This is a genomic window from Vibrio sp. QJM3NY_15 (assembly GCF_057785995.1).
The window spans coordinates 2,020,387-2,043,569 of sequence record NZ_CM173517.1; the positions used below are offsets into that span (position 1 = coordinate 2,020,387).

General features: G+C 43.3%; 18 protein-coding genes and 1 riboswitch. Of the genes, 12 read left to right on the forward strand and 6 right to left on the reverse strand.

The window, feature by feature from the left end; all coding sequences use genetic code 11:
- Positions 1–404: 404 nt before the first annotated feature.
- Together AC3CKG_RS09135 and AC3CKG_RS09140 are read right to left on the reverse strand one after the other, a co-directional pair.
- Entirely contained in the window at positions 405–1,100 is a 696-nt protein-coding gene (locus tag AC3CKG_RS09135) for a response regulator (protein ID WP_017108183.1), read from the reverse strand.
- 69 nt (positions 1,101–1,169) lie between these two features.
- A complete protein-coding gene (locus AC3CKG_RS09140) occupies positions 1,170–2,825 on the reverse strand; it encodes an ATP-binding protein (RefSeq protein ID WP_102543267.1) in 1,656 nt (551 codons plus the stop codon).
- 595 nt (positions 2,826–3,420) lie between these two features.
- Between AC3CKG_RS09140 and AC3CKG_RS09145 the strand changes: the two genes are divergently transcribed.
- The 6 genes from AC3CKG_RS09145 to AC3CKG_RS09170 all read left to right on the forward strand — a co-directional run bounded on the left by AC3CKG_RS09145 (position 3,421) and on the right by AC3CKG_RS09170 (position 10,984).
- A complete protein-coding gene (locus AC3CKG_RS09145) occupies positions 3,421–3,648 on the forward strand; it encodes a hypothetical protein (protein WP_017110762.1) in 228 nt (75 codons plus the stop codon).
- 215 nt (positions 3,649–3,863) lie between these two features.
- Positions 3,864–5,300, forward strand: a complete 1,437-nt coding sequence (locus AC3CKG_RS09150) for a TolC family protein (RefSeq protein ID WP_102543270.1) — start codon at positions 3,864–3,866, stop codon at positions 5,298–5,300.
- A 3-nt stretch (positions 5,301–5,303) separates the two neighbouring features.
- Positions 5,304–6,278 carry an HlyD family secretion protein gene (locus tag AC3CKG_RS09155; RefSeq protein ID WP_065104022.1) on the forward strand — a complete coding sequence of 325 codons (975 nt, stop codon included), beginning with the start codon at positions 5,304–5,306 and terminating at the stop codon, positions 6,276–6,278.
- A gap of 7 nt (positions 6,279–6,285) precedes the next feature.
- Positions 6,286–7,602: an ABC transporter permease gene (locus AC3CKG_RS09160; RefSeq protein WP_488528217.1), complete on the forward strand. Its 1,317-nt coding sequence runs from the start codon at positions 6,286–6,288 to the stop codon at positions 7,600–7,602.
- Entirely contained in the window at positions 7,599–8,759 is a 1,161-nt protein-coding gene (locus tag AC3CKG_RS09165; RefSeq protein WP_076669463.1) for an ABC transporter permease, read from the forward strand. The genes AC3CKG_RS09160 and AC3CKG_RS09165 overlap by 4 nt, the downstream gene beginning before the upstream one ends.
- 683 nt (positions 8,760–9,442) lie before the next feature.
- Entirely contained in the window at positions 9,443–10,984 is a 1,542-nt protein-coding gene (locus AC3CKG_RS09170; RefSeq protein ID WP_065104025.1) for an alanine/glycine:cation symporter family protein, read from the forward strand.
- Positions 10,985–11,150: 166 nt separating this feature from the next.
- Here AC3CKG_RS09170 and AC3CKG_RS09175 read toward each other — a convergent pair whose 3' ends face one another.
- Together AC3CKG_RS09175 and AC3CKG_RS09180 are read right to left on the reverse strand one after the other, a co-directional pair.
- Positions 11,151–11,315: a hypothetical protein gene (locus AC3CKG_RS09175; RefSeq protein WP_198594172.1), complete on the reverse strand. Its 165-nt coding sequence runs from the start codon at positions 11,313–11,315 to the stop codon at positions 11,151–11,153.
- Between the two features lie 234 nt (positions 11,316–11,549).
- Positions 11,550–12,812, reverse strand: a complete 1,263-nt coding sequence (locus tag AC3CKG_RS09180; protein ID WP_488528218.1) for an MFS transporter — start codon at positions 12,810–12,812, stop codon at positions 11,550–11,552.
- A gap of 104 nt (positions 12,813–12,916) precedes the next feature.
- Here AC3CKG_RS09180 and AC3CKG_RS09185 point away from each other — a divergent pair, with 104 nt between their 5' ends.
- On the forward strand, positions 12,917–13,819 hold the full coding sequence (locus AC3CKG_RS09185) for a LysR family transcriptional regulator (RefSeq protein ID WP_281052538.1): 903 nt from the start codon (positions 12,917–12,919) through the stop codon (positions 13,817–13,819).
- Between the two features lie 140 nt (positions 13,820–13,959).
- Here AC3CKG_RS09185 and AC3CKG_RS09190 read toward each other — a convergent pair whose 3' ends face one another.
- Complete coding sequence (locus AC3CKG_RS09190) at positions 13,960–14,694, reverse strand: chromosome partitioning protein ParA (protein ID WP_488528219.1); 735 nt, start codon at positions 14,692–14,694, stop codon at positions 13,960–13,962.
- Between the two features lie 609 nt (positions 14,695–15,303).
- Positions 15,304–15,423, forward strand: a riboswitch (glycine riboswitch).
- Positions 15,424–15,551: 128 nt separating this feature from the next.
- Between AC3CKG_RS09190 and AC3CKG_RS09195 the strand changes: the two genes are divergently transcribed.
- From AC3CKG_RS09195 to AC3CKG_RS09210, 4 genes are all read left to right on the forward strand, one after another.
- A complete protein-coding gene (locus AC3CKG_RS09195; protein WP_102361157.1) occupies positions 15,552–16,922 on the forward strand; it encodes an alanine/glycine:cation symporter family protein in 1,371 nt (456 codons plus the stop codon).
- 364 nt (positions 16,923–17,286) lie between these two features.
- A complete protein-coding gene (locus AC3CKG_RS09200) occupies positions 17,287–18,093 on the forward strand; it encodes a winged helix-turn-helix domain-containing protein (RefSeq protein WP_488528220.1) in 807 nt (268 codons plus the stop codon).
- Positions 18,090–18,551 (forward strand): hypothetical protein, encoded by a 462-nt coding sequence (locus tag AC3CKG_RS09205; protein WP_076669475.1) that lies wholly within the window; start codon positions 18,090–18,092, stop codon positions 18,549–18,551. The genes AC3CKG_RS09200 and AC3CKG_RS09205 overlap by 4 nt, the downstream gene beginning before the upstream one ends.
- Before the next feature lie 556 nt (positions 18,552–19,107).
- A complete protein-coding gene (locus AC3CKG_RS09210; RefSeq protein ID WP_099165501.1) occupies positions 19,108–20,583 on the forward strand; it encodes an aerolysin family beta-barrel pore-forming toxin in 1,476 nt (491 codons plus the stop codon).
- A 113-nt stretch (positions 20,584–20,696) separates the two neighbouring features.
- Here AC3CKG_RS09210 and AC3CKG_RS09215 read toward each other — a convergent pair whose 3' ends face one another.
- On the reverse strand, positions 20,697–21,332 hold the full coding sequence (locus tag AC3CKG_RS09215; RefSeq protein ID WP_065104032.1) for a LysE family translocator: 636 nt from the start codon (positions 21,330–21,332) through the stop codon (positions 20,697–20,699).
- 295 nt (positions 21,333–21,627) lie between these two features.
- Between AC3CKG_RS09215 and AC3CKG_RS09220 the strand changes: the two genes are divergently transcribed.
- Positions 21,628–23,100: a carboxypeptidase M32 gene (locus AC3CKG_RS09220; protein WP_488528221.1), complete on the forward strand. Its 1,473-nt coding sequence runs from the start codon at positions 21,628–21,630 to the stop codon at positions 23,098–23,100.
- Positions 23,101–23,183 lie beyond the last annotated feature (83 nt).

A 23,183-nucleotide genomic window follows, 5' to 3' on the forward strand; every position in this document is an offset into this window, starting at 1 on the left:
ACATACGAAAATAGATAATAGGTCTTGGCTATTACATCAATAGCGAGTGCCTATTACACTTGAGAATGCGTTTGGTAAACGAGGGTGAATGCTATCACCTCTATTCGGGACAGTATTGTCTATGAGTATTTGATTTACATCAACCACTGTGAAAGCAATCGATTAAATATTGACTCATTTCGAACAAATTCTAGTCGATAGCGAAGTTAACAAAGGTCGAAATAGCAGTAAATCGGCATTCTCAAACATTGTAGTAAAGAAAGAATGCCATCTGGTCTGTGGAGTGAGTAGTAGATTGGTGTTAAAAAGTAAACCGTTCTTATTCAACTTGTTTTACAGTTGAAATATGACAGGATTGTGTCTGTTGTTATCTGTCTTGGGGAAGTCACATTTGTTGAGCGCGACTACTTTCTCGGCTTGTTATAGCAACGTTCAGGTCGCCCTACTGTGCCATAGTTTAAGTCAGCCACTAACTCGCCAGTTGTGATGAGAAATTCCAAATAGCGTCGAGCTGTCGTTCGGCTTGCTCCAATGCGTTCGCCTGCCTCATCCGCAGTAATATCAGCGATGTCGGCTTGTTGAAAAATGGCTCTAATTTTATCAAGCGTTACGCCATCAATCCCTTTAGGTAACGTAGAAACCTTTCGAGAATCTGCCTTGGCATTGGCTTGCAGCATCTTATCGACCAAGCCTTGGTTTAAGTCAGACACACTTTCAAATTCTTGTTGTTGCGATTGGTACTTTTTCAGTGCCGCTTCCAAACGAGGAAACATCACAGGTTTGAGTAGATAGTCGACCACTCCACCGCGCATCGCTTGCTGAAGGGTGTCGACGTCTCGAGCTGCGGTAATTAGAATCACATCACAGCCCTGATTACTGCCACGAACATGGTTCAAAATATCAAGTCCGCATCCGTCCGGCAGATACACATCCAATAAAACCAAATCAGGTTTTAAGATATCTAACTGCATTAACGCTTCAGACTGTGTGGTCGCAATTCCGACCACATCAAAGCCTCCCATCTGTTCTAAATAGCGATGGTGAAGCTCTGCAATCGCAATATCATCTTCAATGACCATGACTCTCGTGATTGCGTTCATTTATGTTCTTCCTTTAACCATTGTATTCCTGTCACGACGATCTTCAGTCGATCGCTCCGTGCTCAATTATTATTGTTGTTCTTCTTTCGGTAAATACACCGTCATGCGTGACCCAAAGTCGGAGTTATCAATCATTTCTAGCTGCCCTTGATAACGGTCAGCAAGCTGTTTAATAAGGTACAAACCAACACCTCGGTTCTGCTTCGCTTTACTCGATACGCCTTTTTCGGTAAGCGCATTGGTTGCCAAGTGTTTTGGCAGACCACACCCCTTGTCTTCGACTTCCACTATGATTTCATTGCCAAAGTCGCTGATCGACACATCGATTACGCGACGAACTGGTGCTATTGACCCTTCTTGTTTAATTGCCATCATGGTGGCATCAAACGCGTTATCAATCAGGTTGCCAAGAATTGTCACGACATCCTCTGCGTTTAACCACGCGGGTAATGCCTCGAGCCTTGATCCCTCTTCCACTTTAAGCTCTAACCCAATCTCTCGAGCTCGCTCTGTTTTGCCTAAAAGCATGCCTGCAATAAGAGGGTCTTTCACCGTCTCTCTTAAGAACTCAATTAAGCTCTGGTAATGAGCGGTTTCTTGACCAATCAATTGTTGAACAGAGTCCAGCTCACCCATTTGAATCAAGCCACTGATCGTATTGAGCTTGTTTTGATGTTCATGCGTTTGCGACCGAAGTAAGTCTGCATACTCTTTAGTTTGAGAAAGCTGATCGGTTAAATCGTTAATCTCATCTCGTAATCGGAAACTGGACACCGCACCAACCACTTCACCCGCCACTATAATTGGGCTGCGGTTGGCAATGATTCGCTTATTGTTCAGGTACAGCTCAACATCGTGATCGGTATCGCCAGTCGATAACAGCTGTTCTAAGTCACTGCCCACCAACACATCTGATAGACGTTGCTGATTGAGTGCTTTATCTCGGTCTATAGACAAAATATCGCAAGCGCTTTTGTTTATTGAGCGCAAAATACCGTTCTTATCAATGCTCAAAATACCTTCTTTCACGGTACTCATAGTCACATCAAGTTCTACATATAAGCGACCTATCTCTTCAGGTTCAAAGCCTAAAATAGCGCGCTGAAAACGACGAGACACATAGCTTGAAATCACCGCATTGACGGCAACCACCAGCAACGCCATCACAATCAAAAAGGCTAAGTAAGGTTCGATTCGATCTTGCAAAGAATCCAATAGATAACCCACCGACACTACCCCAATAACGGCACCTTGGGGGTCTTTTACCGCAGATTTACCACGGACAGAGAAGCCAAGTGAACCTTTAGCCGTCGACACATAAGACTCGCCTAAGATCAGCGCTTTTTGGTTGTCACCACCGCGCATTGGCTTACCTAGCCTATCGTCATAAGGGTGAACCAGGCGAATGCCTTTTTCGTCACCGACAACAATAAAGGCAGCGCCAATCAGTTGAGTCAGGTTTCGGAATTTGATTTGAGTTTCGTCGGATACAACATAAGGAGCACCATTGGGATCAATGGTTCCGTTTTGTTGGATAGCGCGCAAGACAACTGGAGACTCGGCAAGAAAATCGGCAACACCTAGTGCTTTCAAACCCATCTCTTGCTCTTGAGATTGTTTGATATAAGAAAAGCCGGCTGCTGAAAGTATTAATAGTTCAACAAGGCCAGTCACCGTCATGATAATCAGCAACCTTTTTCGAAAGCTGACATTACTCCATTTCATACAAAACCGTCCCTAGTGCTTAATCATCAATGTTAACACCAAGTTAAAGGTATAGCCTTTTTGCTTATGCGAATTTGTGACTGTTACTCAACTAAATTATTGAGCGGATTGTTAATTGATATTCCTTTACGTTATGCAACCAGATTGACTGTTTATTTTTAGAACTGATTAGCTCTAAAAGACAAATAAACGAGTAAATATTGAGCTAGATCACTAAGCTTTTAGGTGTTTTTTAGGTTGTTTAAAATAAATACAATTATAATGGTTGCATATGCAGAAGTTCATTGTTACTAAGCTATGTGTCGCAATTTTAAGACAGCATTGATAACTGAATTTTCAGTTAACAGAAAGGTAACAATCATTCACTCAGTGGACGTGTCAGCACGTTACGAAATAACAAACTCGCCGTTACCGAACGTTTATCAATGTGCGTACCTCTCCAACCCCATTGATACAACAAATCAGTATGAGAACGAAGAGGCGCTACGTATCAATCGGCGCCCAATAAATAACACTGATAGGCAGAGTGACACCGTCGACACGAAACAGGATAAAAAACATAACGTACAAACATTGTTGAAAAGGAAACCAGGCAATGAAACGCGATAATTTTGGAATTTGCCTTACTAAGGCTATGCTGTTCAAAAACTTACAATCTACTTTTACTCATGTCAGAGCTTATGAGAAGGACGAGACATCCCCACTCGACCTAAAAGTATTGTTAGCTTTTCCACAAATGTCAGGCAGAGATTTATTACAAACCATGCAAGGTTCAAGACAATTGGTGTGGCGTGCCGATCACCATTGCCCAAGCTTCAAATAGAGCGCTTCATTTTGTAACAAACGCTTCTATACTGAACTTAAAGAGCACGCTTTGTCGTGCTCTTTTCGTCTCAGTGATCTTTAATATCCATATCACGTAACATATTACATTTAATTAACGAGTTATGAGAGTTTCTATTCATGTGAGACAATCAACTCAAGACAAATGATGATCCCCCTGTTAACATTAGAGCTAATACTCTAATTTGGTATTTAATGCAGATGACCAAACCAAAATTACGATGCCTTGCGATTACCAGTATTCTTATCGGTACTATCGGCGCGCCAAGCTATGCAGCCCCGCTTTCTTTCCCAGAAGCGTGGCAAATATTACAAGAGAACAATAACTCTCTTGCCGCTCAACAAGCGAATGTTGAGCGTTATCAGCACCTTCAGAACTCAACAAGTAGTCTCAACTTGCCTTCAATCACTTTAGGGGCTAACTACACGCACCTTGATAGTGACGTGACGATCAATGGTGAACAGTTCGGCGATAGCTTAAGCGGCGTCAATCCAGCATTTGCTCCCTTGTTAGCTCAATTGGGTGGTATTACCTCAACCATCACCGAACAAGACATCTTCAGCTCTTCCATCCGTGCTATTTGGCCTATCTTTACCGGCGGACGAATTACCGCTGCGCAAACTGCTGCCGAAGGTAAAAGCGAAGAAGCGCAAAGCCAGTTGTTGATGGAAAGGCAAGCTCGCTACGAAGACTTAAGTAAATATTACTTCTCGGTGATCTTAGCGGAAGATGTAGTCAAAACACGTCAAGCCGTTGAAGCAGGATTAACTCAACACCGTGATTTCGCTATCAAGCTTGAACAGCAAGGGCAAATTGCGCGAGTAGAACGCCTGCAGGCGGATGCCTCTTTAGATAAAGCCGTTGTCGAGAGAACTAAAGCGCAGAACGATCTCAAGATTGCTCAACTAGCGCTGACACAGATCCTTGGCCAAAGCCAAAGTGTCGAACCTTCAGAACAACTCTTTATCAACAAAAACCTGCCTCATATGGACGTATTTGTTGATCAAACACTCATGACCTACCCAGGCCTTAAAATCCTCGATGCAAAAGAGAAACAAGCGAGTAGCTTAATCAAGGCAGAAAAAGGCAAATACTACCCAGAAGTCTATCTATACGGTGATTACAGCCTGTACGAAGATGACTCGCTAGCCAGTGAAATGAAACCCGATTGGTTGGTCGGTATTGGTGTGAATGTACCGCTACTTGACACATCAGGTCGTTCCGACAAAGTTGCTGCCGCTCATAGCGCCGTGTCTCAAGTTCAGTTCCTCAAGTCGCAAGCCAAGCAAGACTTAACCGTTTTGGTACAAAAGACCTATCTTGAAGCGAACCAAGCCATTGAAGAAGTTCAAGGCCTCAACTCAAGCCTGTCTTTAGCTCAAGAGAACCTTTCACTTCGGAAAAAAGCCTTCACTCAAGGGTTATCTAATTCGTTAGAAGTGGTTGATGCTGAGCTGTACCTTGCAAGCATTAAAACACAGCAATCTGCTGCTCGATTCAAATACCTAATTTCTCTTAATAAGCTGTTAGCACTCACCAGCGAAATGAATGCTTATTCAAGTTACTTAACGTCTTCTGTCCCGTCTGACTTCGATTCAAAAGCAGACACCGCTAGCCAGTCAAAAGGATAATTCATGAAACCTATTAAGCCACTTATTCTCTCTCTGGTTGGCATCGGCATTATTGGCTGGGTTGGGTACAGCTTTTACCAAGCATACCAACCACAGCCTGTTAAGCTTCAAGGCCAAATCGATGCGCAGCAATACAGCATATCTTCTAAAGTACCCGGCCGAATAGACGAAGTTTTCGTACGTAAAGGTGACTCTGTTGAGAAAGGTGAGTTGATCTTCTCCCTACTTAGCCCAGAAATTGACGCTAAATTAGAGCAAGCAAAAGCAGGTCAAAAAGCCGCTGGTGCTTTAGCAAAACAAGCAGAAAATGGGGCTCGTACTCAGCAAATCCAAGCCGCTAAAGACCAATGGTTGAAAGCAAAAGCGGCAGCCGATCTCATGGACAAAACTTACCAACGTGTAAACAACCTTTATAACGATGGTGTGGTTGCCGAGCAAAAACGTGACGAAGCTAAAACACAATGGCAAGCAGCGAAATACACCGAAAGTGCCGCCTTCCAAATGTACCAGTTAGCGCGAGAAGGTGCGCGTGATGAAACCAAAGTCGCGGCAGCTCAAAAAGCATTAATGGCGGCTGGCGCCGTGGCAGAAGTTGAAGCCTACGCAAAAGACACGCAGATCCACAGTTGGTTTAGTGGTGAAGTGGCTCAAGTACTATTAAGTAGTGGCGAGTTAGCACCTCAAGGTTTCCCTGTTGTGACCGTAATTGACACTAAAGATGCATGGGCGGTGCTCAACGTGCGTGAAGACATGTTGAAACATTTTGAGAAAGGCAGCCAATTTGAAGCTTACCTTCCAGCTCTGGATAAGTCGTTAACATTTCAAGTTACTCATATTGCCGTAATGGGTGATTTCGCGACTTGGCGTTCAACGGATGCAGCACAAGGCTTCGACTTACGTACCTTTGAAGTAGAAGCTCGCCCCGTTGATACAAGCGAGACACTGCGCATGGGTATGAGCCTTGTGGTTGAGCTTTAGGTGACATATGTCTGCTAACTTTCGATCTATAGGCTCTCGATCTACGACCTCACAATCTAGAGGCGCGCAATCACCTGATCACCGTCGAGTGAAAAATACATTGCTTAGGCAGTGGGCGATTGTTCGTAAAGACAAATGGTTGTTGTCTTGCCTAACTTGGATTCCTTTGTTGCTTGCCGCCAGTATTTGGCTGATTTTTTCACAAGGGATCGCTCGAGACTTACCGGTTGCGGTTGTCGATCTTGAACACAGCCAAATCTCGCAACAGTTCACGCGCCTTGTTGATGCGTCACCTACCCTAAAAGTGACTCAGAAATACAGCTCGGCGAGTGAAGCGGCTAAAGCGATGATTGAACGCGATATCTATGGTTATGTCGTGATACCAAGACATTTTGACCGAGACCTTTTTCTAGGCTTGAACCCGCAAGTGTCCGTTTTCTATAACAGTCAATTTATCTTGATCGGCAAACTGGTGAACTCGGCTCTGTTGCAGGCTCAAGGAACATTCAACGCGCAACTTGAAGTGATTAAACAGCTCTCGCACGGTGATACCACGGTACAATCTGCATTGGGGCAAGCGGTGACAGTACAAAGCCAGATTACACCACTGTTTAACAAGAACACCAGCTATGCTCAGTTCTTGGTGTCTGCGGTTATTCCGGCTCTATGGCAAATCATGATTGTGGTGGGCACGATATTGGTTTTAACGGCGAACGTTAGAGCTCGTGGCCTTCACGCATGGTTATCCAACGCCCCGATGAAGTCATTAACATCAACATTAACGCCCTACCTTGTCTTGTTTTTGATGTTTGGTATCGCGTTTAGCTTTTGGTTCTATGTCCTCTTAGACTGGCCGTTTAACGGCAGTTTTGTGGCATTAACCATTGCCCAACTGCTTACCGTCATCACTTGTATCATCATGGGGTGTTTGTTTTTCTTCTTAACGCTTGATCCAGCAAGGGCGATGAGTTTCGCTGGAGCCTTTACAGCACCAAGCTTTGCGTTCATGGGTATTACTTTTCCAGTAACCGACATGAACACGGCGGCGCAAATCTGGAGAAGCTTATTGCCCGTGAGTCACTACATCGAAGTACAAACAGCACAATCCAGTTATGGCGCGAGTGCGGCACAGTCGCTGATCAGCCTCTCCTCAATGTTGTGGTATGCAATTCCTGCTTTCGTGGTGATGTTATTAATTAAGAAACACTTGGCACAGTCAGCTCTATCTGCAAAAGCGGATCTATCTGCACAAGCGGCTATATCAGCAAAAGCAACATCGTCAACACAGCCAGATGCATCAGCACAACAAGGAGTAAAACGATGAGCTTTACTCAACTGCTCAAGCAAGAACTGTTAGCGGTACTGCGCAACCCTGTTGTACTTCTTACGGTATTTGGCGGTGTGGTCTTCTATTCATTCTTGTATCCATTGCCTTACGCAAACCAAGTTCCTCAACAGCTTAAAGCTTCCGTTGTGAACTTGGATAAGAGCCAAAGCAGCTACCAGTTAGAAAGAATGGTCGATGCCACGTCTCAAATTGACTTGGTACGCCGTGACTCCACCATCGCCGATGCTAAGCAAGCTGTTCTTAATCAAGAGATTGGCGGGTTCATCGTCATCCCGGAGAACTTCTATAAAGACTTGCTCCTAGGTAAGAGCCCGACGCTTTCTTACGCTGGTGATGCATCTTACTTCTTGGTCTACGGAACCATTGTTGAAGGGCTTGCCAAGGCAGGTGGCACGTTAGCTGCGCAAGTAAAGGTCAGCCACTTGTTAGTTGAAGGTGTGCCGTTAGAATCGGCTGCCAAAGGCTACAGCGCGTTTAGCTTGAACCTGAAACCAACCTTCAATAGTCGCATGGGCTACATCGATTACGTAGTTCCAGCCGTCTTTGTTTTGATCCTACAACAAACCTTGGCTATGGCTTCTGGCTTAGTCGGTGCAACACAAAACGCTCAATCGACGTTTGGCTATTGGAGTAAGACCTCTCCAGCGAAACTGATGCTTGCTCGCTGTTGTACCTTGGTAGGCATTTATTACCTGTTGTCTATGTATTACTTCGGCGCAAGCTTTTCGATGTATGGCATTAACCTGCTTGCCTCCATAACAAACATTTTGACCTTACTCCTGCCCTTCTTATTGGCCAGTTGTTTGATTGGGATTTTTGTCGGTGAGCTGGTTCCAAGAAGAGAGTTAGTCACGGTTGTGGTGTTAATCAGTTCAATGCCACTCATTTTTTCTTCTGGGTTTATCTGGCCCGTTGAAATGATGCCGGAATGGTTAGTACTGCTATCACAGCTATTTCCGAGTACACCGGCGATCCAAGGTTTCTTAGCACTTAATCAGATGGGTGCTTCTTGGCAAGAAGTGGCGTCTCAATGGACTCTGTTATGGGGGCAAGTCGCTCTATGGGGATCGCTGTTAGCGCTCAAGCTCTTTCATAAATCAAGTAAGAGCATCAGTCGAGTCAGTCCCCACTAGCTTAGCTAAGAATGTTGAACCATCAGATTTATGGTTCTTCAAAAAACCATTTAAAAGCTCTGATAAAGGGCTTTTTTATTATCCTCAGATCGGATTACATCTTAAGTCGTAAATGGTCAAAAACCTCCAAAAACATATCGAACATTCAACTTCGCCTACTTCCTTATAATCTGCCCCCTCTTAGTCATATCCACCACTCATCATCCCCCCACTTTCGTCCATTGCTCCAAGGTTTAGGTTGCTTTGACTGCAAAATCACGACTCAGGTTTTCATGGGAAGCGCTTTAAGCAAGGGGAAAAGCCTAAATAGCGAAATTCACCAGTTGCTATAGCTACGACTGCATATGCCTTTTCCAACCCAAAAAGCATCGACTTATTCCAAAACAATGACAAAACCCGAACAAATGTAAATTTATTGTAAAAATTTCTTTGATGGTATTATTTTTATGTATAGGATTATCAGTAGGACGTGGTAAGCCGAATGCCATAGTCTTATTGGTTCACATTCCAAAAGGATATCCATACAAAGCAAGATCAGTACTTATATTTGTTTCGTTTTTCGACCTAGATACAGCCGTTTATATTGTCGTCGAATGAACTAAATAAACCACTGAAATATAAAAAATCAAATAGAAACAAACACAACAGCAACAACATAATTTAATAAAAAGACAGGGAAAACCATGAAAAACATACGTGAATTATTTTTTGGGTTTATATTATTATTTAGTTCCAGTGCATTTGCAGAAGAAGGATCATTTAGTCAAAGTATCAGTAACTTGAGTAAAAGTGTTGATGGATTTTTCAATGACTACACAGGGTGGTTCGTTGGATTAATTTTTAAAAGTGTTCCGCTTGGTGAAGCGAACTTCCCAATCATTGTTGGTTGGCTCTTGCTCGCCGCGATTATCTTTACTGTTTATTTTGGCTTTGTTCAATTTAAACGTGTTGGTATGGCTATAGACATTATCAAAGGTAAGTATACCGACCCTAACTCCAAAGAGGATGGCGAGGTTTCTCACTTTCAAGCTCTTACAACGGCTCTTTCTGGAACCGTCGGGCTTGGTAACATTGCCGGCGTTGGTGCGGCACTTGCGATTGGTGGCCCTGGTGCAACATTCTGGATGATCTTGTGTGGTCTTCTAGGCATGGCTTCTAAATTTTGTGAGTGTACCTTAGGTGTAAAATACCGAACTATCCTACCTTCAGGCGTTGTTTCGGGTGGTCCAATGTACTACCTAAGCCAAGGTCTTGGTGAAAGAGGATTGGGTGGATTAGGTAAAGCCCTTGCTATTGGTTTTGCCTTAATGTGTATTTTAGGTGCATTGGGCGGCGGTAACATGTTCCAAGCGAACCAAGCACATGCCATGCTCACTTATGCATTTGATGTACCGAGTGAATACGGTGTCATCACAGGGCTTGTACTCGCAACCTTAGTGTTTTCCGTTATCGTTGGCGGTATGCCTTCTATTGCGTCTGTAACAGAAAAAGTTGTTCCTTGGATGGCTGCTCTGTATATCGGTATGGCTCTCATCGTTATCGGTTCTAACCTTGATCAAGTTGGTCCTGCGTTCAGTGCAATCTTTACAGGTGCATTTACCGGTGAAGGTGTAGTTGGTGGATTTATTGGTGCCTTAATCCAAGGTTTGAAACGTGCGACGTTCTCAAACGAAGCGGGTGTAGGTTCAGCAGCAATCGCTCACTCAGCCGTAAAAACAAAAGAACCAATCACCGAAGGTCTTGTATCACTATTAGAACCATTCGTTGATACGGTAATCATTTGTACAATGACAGCATTGGTTATCACTATCGCTGGCTTAAACGTAGGTCCATATGATGGAACAGGTTTAACGGGTGTAACTCTGACTGCTGCATCGTTTACTGAAACTGCAGAAGTGTTTAAATACACACTCGCTCTCGCGGTAATCATGTTTGCATTTTCTACCATGATTTCTTGGTCGTACTACGGTCTAAAGGCGTGGACTTACCTATTTGGTGAAGGCAAAACAACGGAACTGATTTTCAAAGTGATGTTTTGTGTGTTTGTTGTTATTGGTGCGACGATTCAGTTTGGCGCGGTAATCGACTTCTCTGATGCGGCTATCTTTGCGATGTCTATCTTCAACATTCTTGGCCTGTACTTCCTAATGCCTGTTGTGAAGAAAGAACTGCAATCATTTGTTGCACGTGTGAAATCAGGTGAAATCAAGACTTACGACAAATAGCTTATCGATTGTCGTTAATAGCACTGTTCTAAAAATTTTTGTAAGACCCTTTGCTTGAAAAAGCGAGAACAGGACTGCAACTTATCCAAATCCCTACCAGCTTAGCTTGTGGGGATTTTTTATGTCTGATTGAAAAGCTTTGTAGTATGCCTTAAGGTTTCAATAGCTAACTGGCGTCTGTGTTTTCTTGCTCCACTACTTCGGTAGATTGTTCTACTTTTTCTCGCTCAGCTGGTTCTTCGATCTCTCTATGTTCTCGTCGAGCTAGCAGCGAATAACAGTCATCAAAGCAATAGGCCACGGTACACGTTTCGCACTTATATTCAGGCATGCTCCCCTCCTTTGTCCCTTAAGATAGTCTAATCACAGAATGACAACAGACCGCGTGTTCATCCTTGAACCCCACCATTATGCTATTTCCCTAGCGAGCAATTATGCGTGCAAAGTCACCCAATATTCAACTCGCCACATATGAACAGCAGTTTTACGATTCTAATCACAGATAACCTTAGTAACAACGTGCAAACGTAGCCTAGACATTCAACAACACAATGAACACTTTCACTCACTTTTCATCATTCAAGCCCAACCCTCTGCTGTAAGCAACCCAAAGGCAGGGAGTACAAAGTACGATACCAACCGCCACATAAACCAAGGTATTGAAATCCAAAGACGCACCAGATTGTGGCTGTACCAGAGCACTACCGAGCAATCCCCCAAAACCCACAGCAAAATGTTGCAACGAACTTTGTAAACGAATCAAAAGCATGCGTTTGCTGACGCTAAGAGCGTTAATTAATTCAACAGATAGAACTAAAGTCCGAGTAGAGCTCACCACGACAAAGACAACAAAAGCCACAGCAGCGCTGACCACATTGAGCGAACCAAAGCCCCAAACGATAGAAATGACCATGCCCAATGATAAACACACTATGAGGCGAGAAATTGCTTTATCAGTCCCCCTAATACGTGCGAAAGCTTGCATCGCTATGAAGGAACAGGTTCCGCTGATGGCATAACAGTATCCTAATAACGTTGCTGATATTCCGAGGTTCACCTCAAGCATCACTGGGAACTGCGTAGAGACCAGAAAAGTACCCAGTACAGCGCTGAAAGCCAACACAATTGCAAAACGAAGATCCCGACTACATAAATAGTCACCTAACTTAAACTTTTGACTATCAGTGAATTCCGGTTCTGCAGACCCCTCTTTTAATTGAATAGATGGTGACAGAGATACCACAGCGCCAATCAGCAACAGTAATCCTGCGATAACCTGAAAACCGAGTCGCCATTCCCCCATTGAAGACAGAATGATAAGCGCCGGTACGCCCGCACTTAACGCCAATGGAAACGAGCTCAGTAAAACAGCAATGTTTCGCTTTCTATCGTCATCACAAGAGATCAACGTAAGATAGTTCAGGTTTAGAACGGCTAAAGCCCCACCAAATAGTCCCGAGAGCATTCTATAAACGATCAAGAGATCAAAATCTGAGGCCACTGATGTCAACCACGTCGTTACAGCTAAACCTACAACGCAAATATAGACTCGTTTAATTTCTCTATTCGGGTCTAAACTGCCTTTCGTGAATAAACATATCACTGCAGCCGCGATAGCATAGGCTGAAACAAGGTAGCCAGCTTGCGAGGCATCATCTCTTAAGCTCAGGCTTATTGTTGAACTTAATGGGACAATAATAAGAGCATCAAGAGCGACTAGAAAGTGGATTACAAAACAACATAAAATGGTATGACGTGGTAATAAAGCCTTGAATTTCATTAAATACTTAATTAGAAATAACACTTTAATTCGATTTGTACTTAACAATTTTTACTCTACTTTATTGATTGATAATGGTGTTATTGTACAAAGTGAAACTGGTCAACAAAGTGGCTATTGTTGGTTTCATAATCCAACATTTCGGGATAAAGATGATTAATCAAATAGAACAACAATGGCTTCGAAGCTTTCACTGTGTCTTTGAGAACAACAGCTTTAAAAAAGCGGCGGAGTTTTTAGATTTACCAACATCAAACGTTAGCCGCCACATCGCCTTGCTAGAGGAAAAGCTCAATACTCGGCTGTTTGAAAGAACCACTCGTAAGATTGCGCCAACAGAAGCTGGCGAGAAGCTATACCAATCGACACAATCTTTACTGGGTCAGCTTGATGAAGCGCTAGAGGAAGTAACTCGATATTCACACGGCGTAGAGGGACAACTAAGAATATTGATGCCAGACACACCTGCACTCGCACAGGCTGTCATTTCATTCTGTACTGAGCACCCCAAAGTTTCATTGTGTTGTGACACGAGTTTAAGTCCTAAAGACGATCTGCTCGATGGTTTTGATCTTATCTTGAGCTTTGGCCGAGGCAAGCTACCTGACAGCAATTGGATAGCCCGAGAAATTAGACGCTGGCCAAGTGCTGTCGTTGGATCTCCGGAGTTAATTCAAGACTCCAAACGTCCATATCAAATAACAGATTTAGTCCACGTCCCATGTATCAGTAGCTTAACAGCGTTGAGCGGAACGCCTTGGGTATTTAGAAGTACGGAGGGAGAGCTTATCACGCAAAAAGTTAGTTCTTCATTTCGAGTAAATAGTGGAAGCCTTGCCAAAGCAGGAGCCTTAGCTGGCCTTGGGTTTTCTATACTGCCAATCGAAGCCTGTGTTGAAGAGATCAAAGCAGGATCTTTAGAGGTCGTAGAACTCGAGCATAAACCTGAAGATTTAGTTTTATATGCGTTTTATGCATCACGAAAACATCTAGCAAAGAAAATATTGATGTTTATTGAACACTTACAAACTAGTCCAGATCCCCTTCAGAAATAGTCTCAACGTATTCGCCATATACTATTGATAGTCGTAACGAAAAACGCCCACACCATTTTCATGATGTGGGCGTTTGAATATTTGCTGTCACACATTCGCTAGCAAACAGGCTTACTTATGAGTGGGCTAAGCGCCTGAGCTTATAAACCCATCTCTTCAGTTAGCGTTTTAATTTGCTTAAGATCCATGGTGTGAACTTCAATCATTTGTCTGATATCACTCAGTCGAGAGTTCGCGTTATCTTGTTTCTCACAAGCGTCAGATTTCGCATCCCATGATGTTCCATCTAAGAAAACATCACATGCCTTTTTCAATGAACCAAGGCTCAGCTCAAGCTCATCTCTTTCTTTTTGTAGTTTTTCAAGCTCTTGAGATATCTGTAATTCTTTTCGGAAGACTTCACGTGAACGTTCAAAAAGGGTCGATTGCATATCAGCCTGACGATTCAGCTTTTGGTTGTTTTTCTGAGTTTCTTCTAGCGTTTTTTTCTGCTCATTAAGCTGCTGCTCTAATGAATAATTCGCTTTTTCTAAAACGGCAGACTGCTTCTCTAAATCTTTCAGTTCTTTTTGATGCTCTTCGGTCTGCTTCACTAAAGCGGCTTCTACTTTTGCATCGATCTCGGTATCGACTTTTGCCACCTTAGCTTCAACAGACGTCATCAATTCGGTTTTGCTGTCGCGCAGTTCTTGATAACGAGTTTCGAGTACCTGATAAGTAGACTCCCACTTGGAAGCCGTCACTGTAGAACCGATTAAGCCACCAAGAGCTAAACCTATAACCGCAGCAATGCCGATATAAAGCTGACTGCGCTTATCGCGTTCTTCAATAACAACCACTTCATCTTGTTCGCTTTGTCCAGATTGCTGGTTCACTAGCGGGTACTCCCAAAAATATGTTTAACGTTACGCGGTCACTGACACTAATACCAATACTGATAGTGTAGGCTCAGTTAAACCTATCGCTCAAGTCAGAAGCACTTAAGCTTTGCTAACACGTTCATTCTATCTGCTCACAGACAGATTTAACGAGTTAACTCCGAAATCATCAGGCTGGCAGTATACAAAAGGAAGCTGCTAACGATAACTATCACTACCCATTTTTGCAGTTTTTCGTTTGTCCGGTAACGAAACAGCACAAATGCCAAAGCCAATAAAAAAACAATCGCTATTAATCGAGTCATAACTCCTCCTTGTTTCTCTATTTTATACCATTTAAATAAACAAGTTACGTCAGAGACTCGTTGTTTGATCATTTAGTTGAACAACATTTGAGCAAACAGATATTTTGTAGCTGACATCACATTTTATATGATCTAGGATACGCCTACAGATTACCTAATTATTTAGGTAATTGTTCCGATGAAGACTGCAGGAGAGTGGTTTTTAACTAAATTTTAACATTTAGTTAGATTAACCCGCCGAAGAAGTAAATCTTTCAGGCGCTTTATGCTGGAGAAATCCAGAAAAGTGAGGACTGTCGTTGGAGGAACCTCTGGAGAGAACCGTTAGATCGGTCGCCGAAGGAGCAAGCTTAGTGCCCGTTACTTATCTATAAGTGATTCGCTAAGTGAAACTCTCAGGCAAAAGGACAGAGGAGTGGAAAGCAACCGCCTTAATTAACAAAAGAATTCTATCTAGAAATCCGTATGTATTAAGTAGTGCTATCGATCTCTGTGATCTGCACTGCCTTCCCTCTTCTCCTTAAATTTTTAATTTATTAAGGGGAAACTATGAACCACCTACAAGCTACACTACAAACCATCAACCAATTCGTTTGGGGACCACCACTGCTTATTCTGCTAGTGGGAACGGGTATCTACTTTACTTTTCGCTTAGGCTTACTCCAGTTTAGACACCTTCCAACTGCACTAAAAATGGTGTTCACCAAAGACAAATCCGGCACGGGTGATGTATCGAGCTTCGCCGCTTTATGTACAGCGCTTTCTGCAACGATTGGTACCGGTAATATCGTAGGTGTAGCGACCGCAATTAAGATTGGTGGCCCTGGTGCCCTATTCTGGATGTGGCTTGCTGCTGTCTTTGGTATGGCAACCAAATACGCAGAATGTCTACTGGCTGTTAAATACCGTAGAACCGATAGCAATGGCGAAATGGTTGGCGGCCCAATGTACTACTTGCAATACGGTGTCGGCTCAAGAGTCTTAGCGGTGATGTTCGCTGTGTTCGCTTTGGGGGTTGCCTGCTTCGGTATTGGTACCTTCCCACAAGTTAACGCTATCTTAGACGCGACTGAAATTTCATTTGGTGCTTCGCGAGAAATGTCTGCTGTCGTTCTTACGGTATTGGTGGCAGTTGTAACCCTTGGTGGTATTCAATCTATCGCTAAGGTGGCAGGAAAAGTCGTTCCTACCATGGCTATCATGTACATCGTCGCGTGTTTAAGCGTTCTGGTTTCCAATGCAGACCAACTATTGAATGCCATTACCCTTGTTGTGACTTCTGCGTTTACCAATACAGCAGCAACTGGTGGCTTCTTTGGTGCGAGCATCATGCTTGCTATCCAATCAGGCATCGCTCGTGGTGTATTCTCGAATGAGTCAGGCTTAGGTAGCGCACCAATGGCAGCAGCCGCGGCCAAAACGGACTCGTGCGTGAAACAAGGGCTGGTCTCTATGACGGGTACCTTCTTCGATACCATCATCATCTGTACCATGACAGGTCTGGCGCTTATCTTAACGGGCGCTTGGCAAACCGACCTTTCTGGTGCTGCGATGACCACTCATGCATTCGCTGTCGGTTTGAATGCAGACACGCTTGGTCCAATGCTGGTTTCTGTTGGCTTAATCTTCTTTGCATTTACCACGATTTTAGGCTGGAACTACTACGGCGAGCGCTGTGTTGTTTTCTTGCTAGGTACTAAAGCGGTTCTGCCTTACAAGATCATATTCATTGCGTTGGTTGCTTCTGGTGCCTTCTTAAAGCTCGACATGATCTGGCTGATGGCTGATATCGTGAACGGCCTGATGGCAATTCCAAACCTAATTGGCCTGATCTTGCTGCGTCGCGTCGTCATCGAAGAAACAAAGCTATTCTTCAAACCTTTAACTTCTTCAAGTGATTGTGAAGCCGTTAAAGCGTAACCTGAATTGATTGAATACAGCCCGCATTAAAATGCGGGTTTTTTTATATTTATTCAAACGTTAAACTAAAAAAATCATGACTAACACTTATACCCTTACATATAAAATGATATTAATTAGGCCGCGGTGCGAATTAACACATCTCATAGAAAGCTAATAAAACCAACTCTTAATTAGATGTTACTTATATTTAACAGATTATGTATAAATGGCCGTTTTTTAGTCATAAACGAATAAACAACGCTTTGTTTCTACCACACAAAAAATAACTAGAATAAAACATGTGACTTTAATTCATATAATAGTCCGTTTATAGTCATCTACATTGTTGAGAGAATTATAATAAAAATAAAATGTTGGCTATATGATCAGATTCGACCCAATTAAAAACCGTATTTATAACGACGAACGTTCTATTAAAATAGGATATCGTGAGACTCGTGTTTTAGAGTTATTACTTAAAAACTCACCAGAGATTGTGAATAAGCAAGAGATCATTAGTTTCGCATGGGGAAGCGAATTCATTGGTGATACATCACTTGCGAAATGCATCAGTTTACTCCGCCAAGGATTCGTGAAGCTCGGCATCAAAGAGACGCCAATCGTGACGGTACCAAAGGTTGGTTACCGCCTTATAGATGATTGCGTCTTTATTGAGTCGCAACCACAAAACGGAACCACGATTCCTCTCACTCCAGTGAGCGATCAAGTTCCACTCGATAACAGCAGTATTGCGGCCTCTATTGCAAGTAGCCATGAATCTATACCTAAACCAACGTCGCCTGCTCACCAGAAAATCAGATCACACAGAAATAGACTGTGTTACTTCACAACTGGTTGTTTGCTGTTTGCATCAGCGCTGCTGGCTTTTGCTAAGGTGCACGACAGAAGCCTTGGCGATATCAACTCAGTCAACCGACTCAATGAACAGTGGATTGGTCAGGTTCAAGTGTTCCAAGAGTCTGAGATGGCCATGAGCCCTGAACTAGAAGCCATTCTCTATAAATATCAATGCGATTGCGTGGCATACATTAGCGAAGAACCTGACTACTCTGAGCTTTCAATACTCAATAAAGAAACACGCCAGTCCGTCAATATCTTTTACACACCCACGCAATTAGATCGTGCGAGTAGCGAAATAGCGTTATTCCTAGAGAGAGGCCAATTATGATGCCATTTGTTGCTCTATTTTCCGCGTTAGCTCTATTGGTTGGCATATGGAGTATTCCTAACTCTCCACCGCAAGAAGAGCACCGTTACCAACATAGCGTGGTAGACCTCATACTCGATGGAAATGTATTACGTACCGATGGGCTCACCAAAATAAGTAACAACAAAGTTCTGCACCTGATGTCGGTTCAAGATGACAACATGCCCGACCCTATTGTTCTACGGTTTAGAGGTGAGGCTGGCCCTTCTCAATCACTTTCCTTTGCAATATCTGGCACCATTGATTTAGTCTCAGTACAAAAAATAAATAAAACAATGAATGACAGCTTATTGTCGCCCTATCTACTCATCAACAATGACCCATTAACGTTGAAGGTTGATGTCTTAAGTTCGAATGATTTATTTGCCATTATTCGAACGTGTAATACGGGGCGAACACAACTGCTGGCTAAACGATAATTTATCGTTATTTGGCTACCAACTGAATTTATCGACGTTTAATTAACACCATCCTGAATATTACACATAAAAAACGGATGGTTATTTTTATAGCTATGTCAGTAAGTAACTCTCACATTTAAACATTCGATTAATCGGATGTTTAAAACAACTGATTGCATTTAAAAACCTAAGTACAATTTATATCGTTATTGTTAATTCACATATCAACATAAAGCTGTAGACGATGTGAATAATATGTCTCCTATTGTACTTACTCATTCACCTCACATGTGATTAAACAACGTCAAAATAATTTGACGTTAAAGTCGCGAGAATAACATCTCATTTTTCTAAAAATGGTTTGAGCCCCATCAAATAATTGACTTCCAGTTGCATGCAATTTCACCATAAAAACACTTCTAGCAATACAAGTCATTGAATTAATGCGGTAATTTAATTCAACCCTTTTCAGTATCTATCTATTTATCAACATGAAAAAGTGAATTGGTCTTGTTAACTGCACGGCGCACAAAACATTATCAAAATAGAAAAATTACAAACGAGGGAATTGTTAATGATTAATATAAACAGAAGTCTCTTAGCAACCGCAGTGTTGTCTGTTCTATCTACCGGTGTGAATGCAAAGGTTTACCCAGACCAAATAGTGTTTGACCAACTTGGTGAAGATGTATGTCGCTCTGGTTATCGTCCTTTAGACCGTTATGAGGCTGAAGAACAGAAGAGTGCTTTGGTCGCTCGTATGGGCACTTGGCAAATCACAGGGCTGAAAGGAAACTGGGTGATCATGGGGCCTGGCTATCATGGCGAAATTAAACAATCGAACAGCGGGTCAACGTTCTGTTATCCGAACAATGACCAATCTGAAATTCCAAATTACTCTGCTAAATCGGTGCCAGAAGGCAGCGAGATAGATGTTGAATATGACTTAGTGAACAACCGCAATGATTTTGTACGCCCTCTTAGTTATCTAGCGCACAACCTAGGTTATGCATGGGTTGGCGGGAATAATAGTCAGTATGTTGGCGAGGACATGACGATTAAACGCTCAGGTGACTCTTGGGTAATACAAGGCAACAACAGTGGTTCTTGTAATGGTTATCGCTGTGGGGAAAAAACTAAGATCACTGTCGACAACTTCACCTACACGGTTAACGACAATAATTTTTGGCACGGCGATGTCGTCGAGTCCGATCGTGAACTGGTTAAGACCGTTTATGCAACGGCAAGAAACAGAAGTAACATCGCACAACAAGTCGTTGTCGATCTGAAAGTCGATGAGTCTACAAATTGGTCAAAAACGAATAGCTATGGGTTCTCTGAAAGTGTTCAAACAGAGAATACATTCAAGTGGCCTTTGGTTGGCGAGACTAAGCTAACGATTAAGTTAGAAGCGAACCAGAGCTTTGCTGAAACCAATGGCAACTCCACTAGCGAGCAAGTAACACTTCAAGCTCGTCCTATGGTTCCAGCGAATTCAGAGCTTCCGATTCGAGTTGAGTTGTATCGTTCAACCATCTCTTATCCTTACCGATTCAACGCTGACATCAGTTACGATGTTGAATTCAACGGCTTCCTTCGTTGGGGTGGTAACGCATGGCACACCCATCCAGACAACCGCCCTTACAAAGCTCACACCTTCACTATGGGCCGTAGCAGCAATGAATCAGCCGATATTCGGTACCAATGGGATCACCGATACATTCCAGGCGAAACGAAATGGTGGGACTGGGGCTGGGCGATCAAAGAAGCCGGTTTATCGAGCATGCAGTACGCGACTGGAGGAAGCTTACGCCCATTCCACTCTTACGTATCTGGCGATTTTAACGCTGAATCTCAATTTGCAGGCACTATTGAGATTGGACAAGCAACGCCAATTACCAACAGTGTTCGAAGCAAAAGAAGTGTTGATTCAGTCAATGAAACCACTGAGCGCATTGGCGATATCGAAGTTACCACCAACTTTAATGCAGATGAGTTGAGTGACTTAGGTTTCGAAGGCGCTGAGATGAACATTAGCGTTGTTGAATAACACAGTGGCTCACATCTAACACTCGGTTTACCAATAACAAAAAAGCCCACGATACGTCGTGGGCTTTCATCTATTCATCTATTCATCTATTCATCTGCGACAGAAAAGGAAAACTACGCAGGCTCTTCCATCAGAAGCTTAACGCCAAGCCCCACCAGCACCATGCCCGTCACACCTTCCATCCACTTCATAAAGCTCGCGTTTTTAAGCAAGTTTTTAGCGGAGTTCAGAGCCCCAGCCAAACTGCATTGCCACACCATCGCAATCATAAAGTGCACCGACGCCATCACCATGGATTGCAATAAAGGTGAACCTTCTGGGTTTACAAATTGAGGCAGAAAAGCCAAATAGAAAACCGCCGTTTTCGGGTTCAGCACATTAGATAAGAAGCCTTCGCGCAGAGAACGCTTGGCACTGTATGCTTGCTTGGCCTGCTCACCGACCTGCATCCCGCCGCCATTTTTCATCAAAGCGCGTAGACTGCTTAAGCCAAGCCAAATCAGATAAACCGCACCCACCATTTTAACGGCTTGAAAGAGCTCAGCTGATTGAGCCAGAATCGCGGAGATCCCTACAGCAGAGAAAAAAGCATGCACATAGAGGCCGCCACAAATACCAAAGCTCGTCATACAGCCATCAGCTAAGCCCGAACGGCTAGTATTGCGAATCACCAATGCCGTATCTAAACCCGGCGTTAGCGTTAAAATAGTGATGGCAATTAGAAATGCCTCAAAGTTCAAAATATCCATATCATTGTCATTGTTGTTCAGCAATCTATCATCAATACCGTGTATCTGAACAATTCGCAAGCAACAATTGCCACCAGCTATACAACTCACTGATTTTGTGCACAATGGTACAGTTTAATTTGTTAAGAAATAGTAAATTCAAGGCATCGTACCGCCTCCTGCTTTTATCGCTAGATCTTCGACTACGAAGTACAGCGCATTAAAAAGCAGAGCCATAATCAAAGTACATGAGAGATGAACCTTAACCGAAAGGATGTTAAGGATCATTTAAAGAAACCAAATTAAGAGTAGTCAAATGAGCGCATTCAAAAAACTAGTCGAACACTCTCAAAAATGTTCACGCTTTCAACACCTAGCCTCGATTTGTGGTTGGGACCAAGCTTCAATGATGCCATCTGGTGGCAATCAAGCTCGCAGTGAAGCGATGGCCGAGCTTTCGGTTCATATTCACGGCTTAATGACTCAACCACAGCTTGGCGATTGGATTTCAGACGCTGAAAACGAAGCGCTAAATAACGAACAGCAATCGTCTCTGCGTGAAATTAAACGCCAATGGCAACAAGCCAACCTACTCCCAGAAAAGCTGGTTGAAGCTAAATCTCTAGCAGGCTCAAAGTGTGAACATGCATGGCGTAGCCAACGTGGTAACAACGACTGGGTTGGTTTCGAAAAGAACTGGCGTGAAGTGGTTGAGCTGTCTCGTGAAGAAGCGCAGATCCGCGCAAACGCAGCGAACCTAACACCTTATGATGCCATGCTTGATATCTATGAACCCGGCACGAGCTCTGCTTCACTTGATATCTTGTTTGCAGACGTCAAAACATGGCTACCAAGCTTGATTGACGAAGTCATCGAAAAGCAATCGAGTGAGCAGTTTAGCGCGCCATCAGGCATCTACTCGACTGAGAAACAGAAAGCACTTGGCTTAGAAGTGATGAAGCTGCTTCAGTTCGATTTTGAACATGGACGATTAGATGAAAGTGTTCACCCATTTTGTGGTGGCGTGCCTTCAGACGTGCGTATCACGACTCGCTACGACGAAGCTGAATTCGTGCAATCATTGATGGGCATCGTCCATGAAACAGGACACGCACGTTATGAGCAAGGTTTACCAAAACACCTAGCAGGCCAACCCGCCGGAGAAGCTCGCTCGATGGGCATCCACGAATCTCAGTCTTTATTCTTCGAGATGCAAGTTGGCCGCAGCGACCCATTCATAGGGCACTTAGCAAACTTAGCGGGACAGCAGTTCTCTGGTTCTGAGTTTGAGCAAAAGAACTTCCAGAAGATCTACACTCGAGTGAAGAAAGACTTCATCCGTGTCGATGCCGATGAACTGACCTACCCTGCACACGTTATCTTACGTTACGAAATTGAACGCGACTTGATCAACGGCAACATCAAACACACCGATGTTCCAGAATTGTGGAACACTAAAATGCAGTCATACTTGGGTTTAAGCACTCAAGGTAATTTCACTAATGGCTGTATGCAAGATATCCATTGGACAGACGGCGCATTTGGTTACTTCCCATCGTACACATTAGGTGCGATGTACGCGGCACAGTTCATGGCTTCAATGAAGAAGACGGTCGATGTGAACTCAGTAATTGAAAGCGGTGATCTATCCCCTATCTTCACTTGGTTAGAATCAAACATTTGGAGTAAAGGCAGCCTGCTGACCACCGATGATTTGGTGAAAGGCGCTACGGGTGAAACCTTGAATGCACAGTACTTTAAAGATCACTTGAGAAGCCGTTACCTATAATCACCTCAAAGAGCAGCGCTTTCGCTGCTCTTTTTTTGTTCGTTATGTGGGAGATGTAAATTTACTCACTTCGTCTCCTCTTG

What these genes read in the sequence shown, in the direction of transcription:
- AC3CKG_RS09135 (WP_017108183.1), bottom strand. Translation starts at nt 1,100, where the DNA reads ATGAACGCAATCACGAGAGTCATGGTCATTGAAGATGATATTGCGATT.
- AC3CKG_RS09140 (WP_102543267.1), bottom strand. Translation starts at nt 2,825, where the DNA reads ATGAAATGGAGTAATGTCAGCTTTCGAAAAAGGTTGCTGATTATCATG.
- AC3CKG_RS09145 (WP_017110762.1), top strand. Translation starts at nt 3,421, where the DNA reads ATGAAACGCGATAATTTTGGAATTTGCCTTACTAAGGCTATGCTGTTC.
- AC3CKG_RS09150 (WP_102543270.1), top strand. Translation starts at nt 3,864, where the DNA reads ATGCAGATGACCAAACCAAAATTACGATGCCTTGCGATTACCAGTATT.
- AC3CKG_RS09155 (WP_065104022.1), top strand. Translation starts at nt 5,304, where the DNA reads ATGAAACCTATTAAGCCACTTATTCTCTCTCTGGTTGGCATCGGCATT.
- AC3CKG_RS09160 (WP_488528217.1), top strand. Translation starts at nt 6,286, where the DNA reads ATGTCTGCTAACTTTCGATCTATAGGCTCTCGATCTACGACCTCACAA.
- AC3CKG_RS09165 (WP_076669463.1), top strand. Translation starts at nt 7,599, where the DNA reads ATGAGCTTTACTCAACTGCTCAAGCAAGAACTGTTAGCGGTACTGCGC.
- AC3CKG_RS09170 (WP_065104025.1), top strand. Translation starts at nt 9,443, where the DNA reads ATGAAAAACATACGTGAATTATTTTTTGGGTTTATATTATTATTTAGT.
- AC3CKG_RS09175 (WP_198594172.1), bottom strand. Translation starts at nt 11,315, where the DNA reads ATGCCTGAATATAAGTGCGAAACGTGTACCGTGGCCTATTGCTTTGAT.
- AC3CKG_RS09185 (WP_281052538.1), top strand. Translation starts at nt 12,917, where the DNA reads ATGATTAATCAAATAGAACAACAATGGCTTCGAAGCTTTCACTGTGTC.
- AC3CKG_RS09195 (WP_102361157.1), top strand. Translation starts at nt 15,552, where the DNA reads ATGAACCACCTACAAGCTACACTACAAACCATCAACCAATTCGTTTGG.
- AC3CKG_RS09200 (WP_488528220.1), top strand. Translation starts at nt 17,287, where the DNA reads ATGATCAGATTCGACCCAATTAAAAACCGTATTTATAACGACGAACGT.
- AC3CKG_RS09205 (WP_076669475.1), top strand. Translation starts at nt 18,090, where the DNA reads ATGATGCCATTTGTTGCTCTATTTTCCGCGTTAGCTCTATTGGTTGGC.
- AC3CKG_RS09210 (WP_099165501.1), top strand. Translation starts at nt 19,108, where the DNA reads ATGATTAATATAAACAGAAGTCTCTTAGCAACCGCAGTGTTGTCTGTT.
- AC3CKG_RS09215 (WP_065104032.1), bottom strand. Translation starts at nt 21,332, where the DNA reads ATGGATATTTTGAACTTTGAGGCATTTCTAATTGCCATCACTATTTTA.
- AC3CKG_RS09220 (WP_488528221.1), top strand. Translation starts at nt 21,628, where the DNA reads ATGAGCGCATTCAAAAAACTAGTCGAACACTCTCAAAAATGTTCACGC.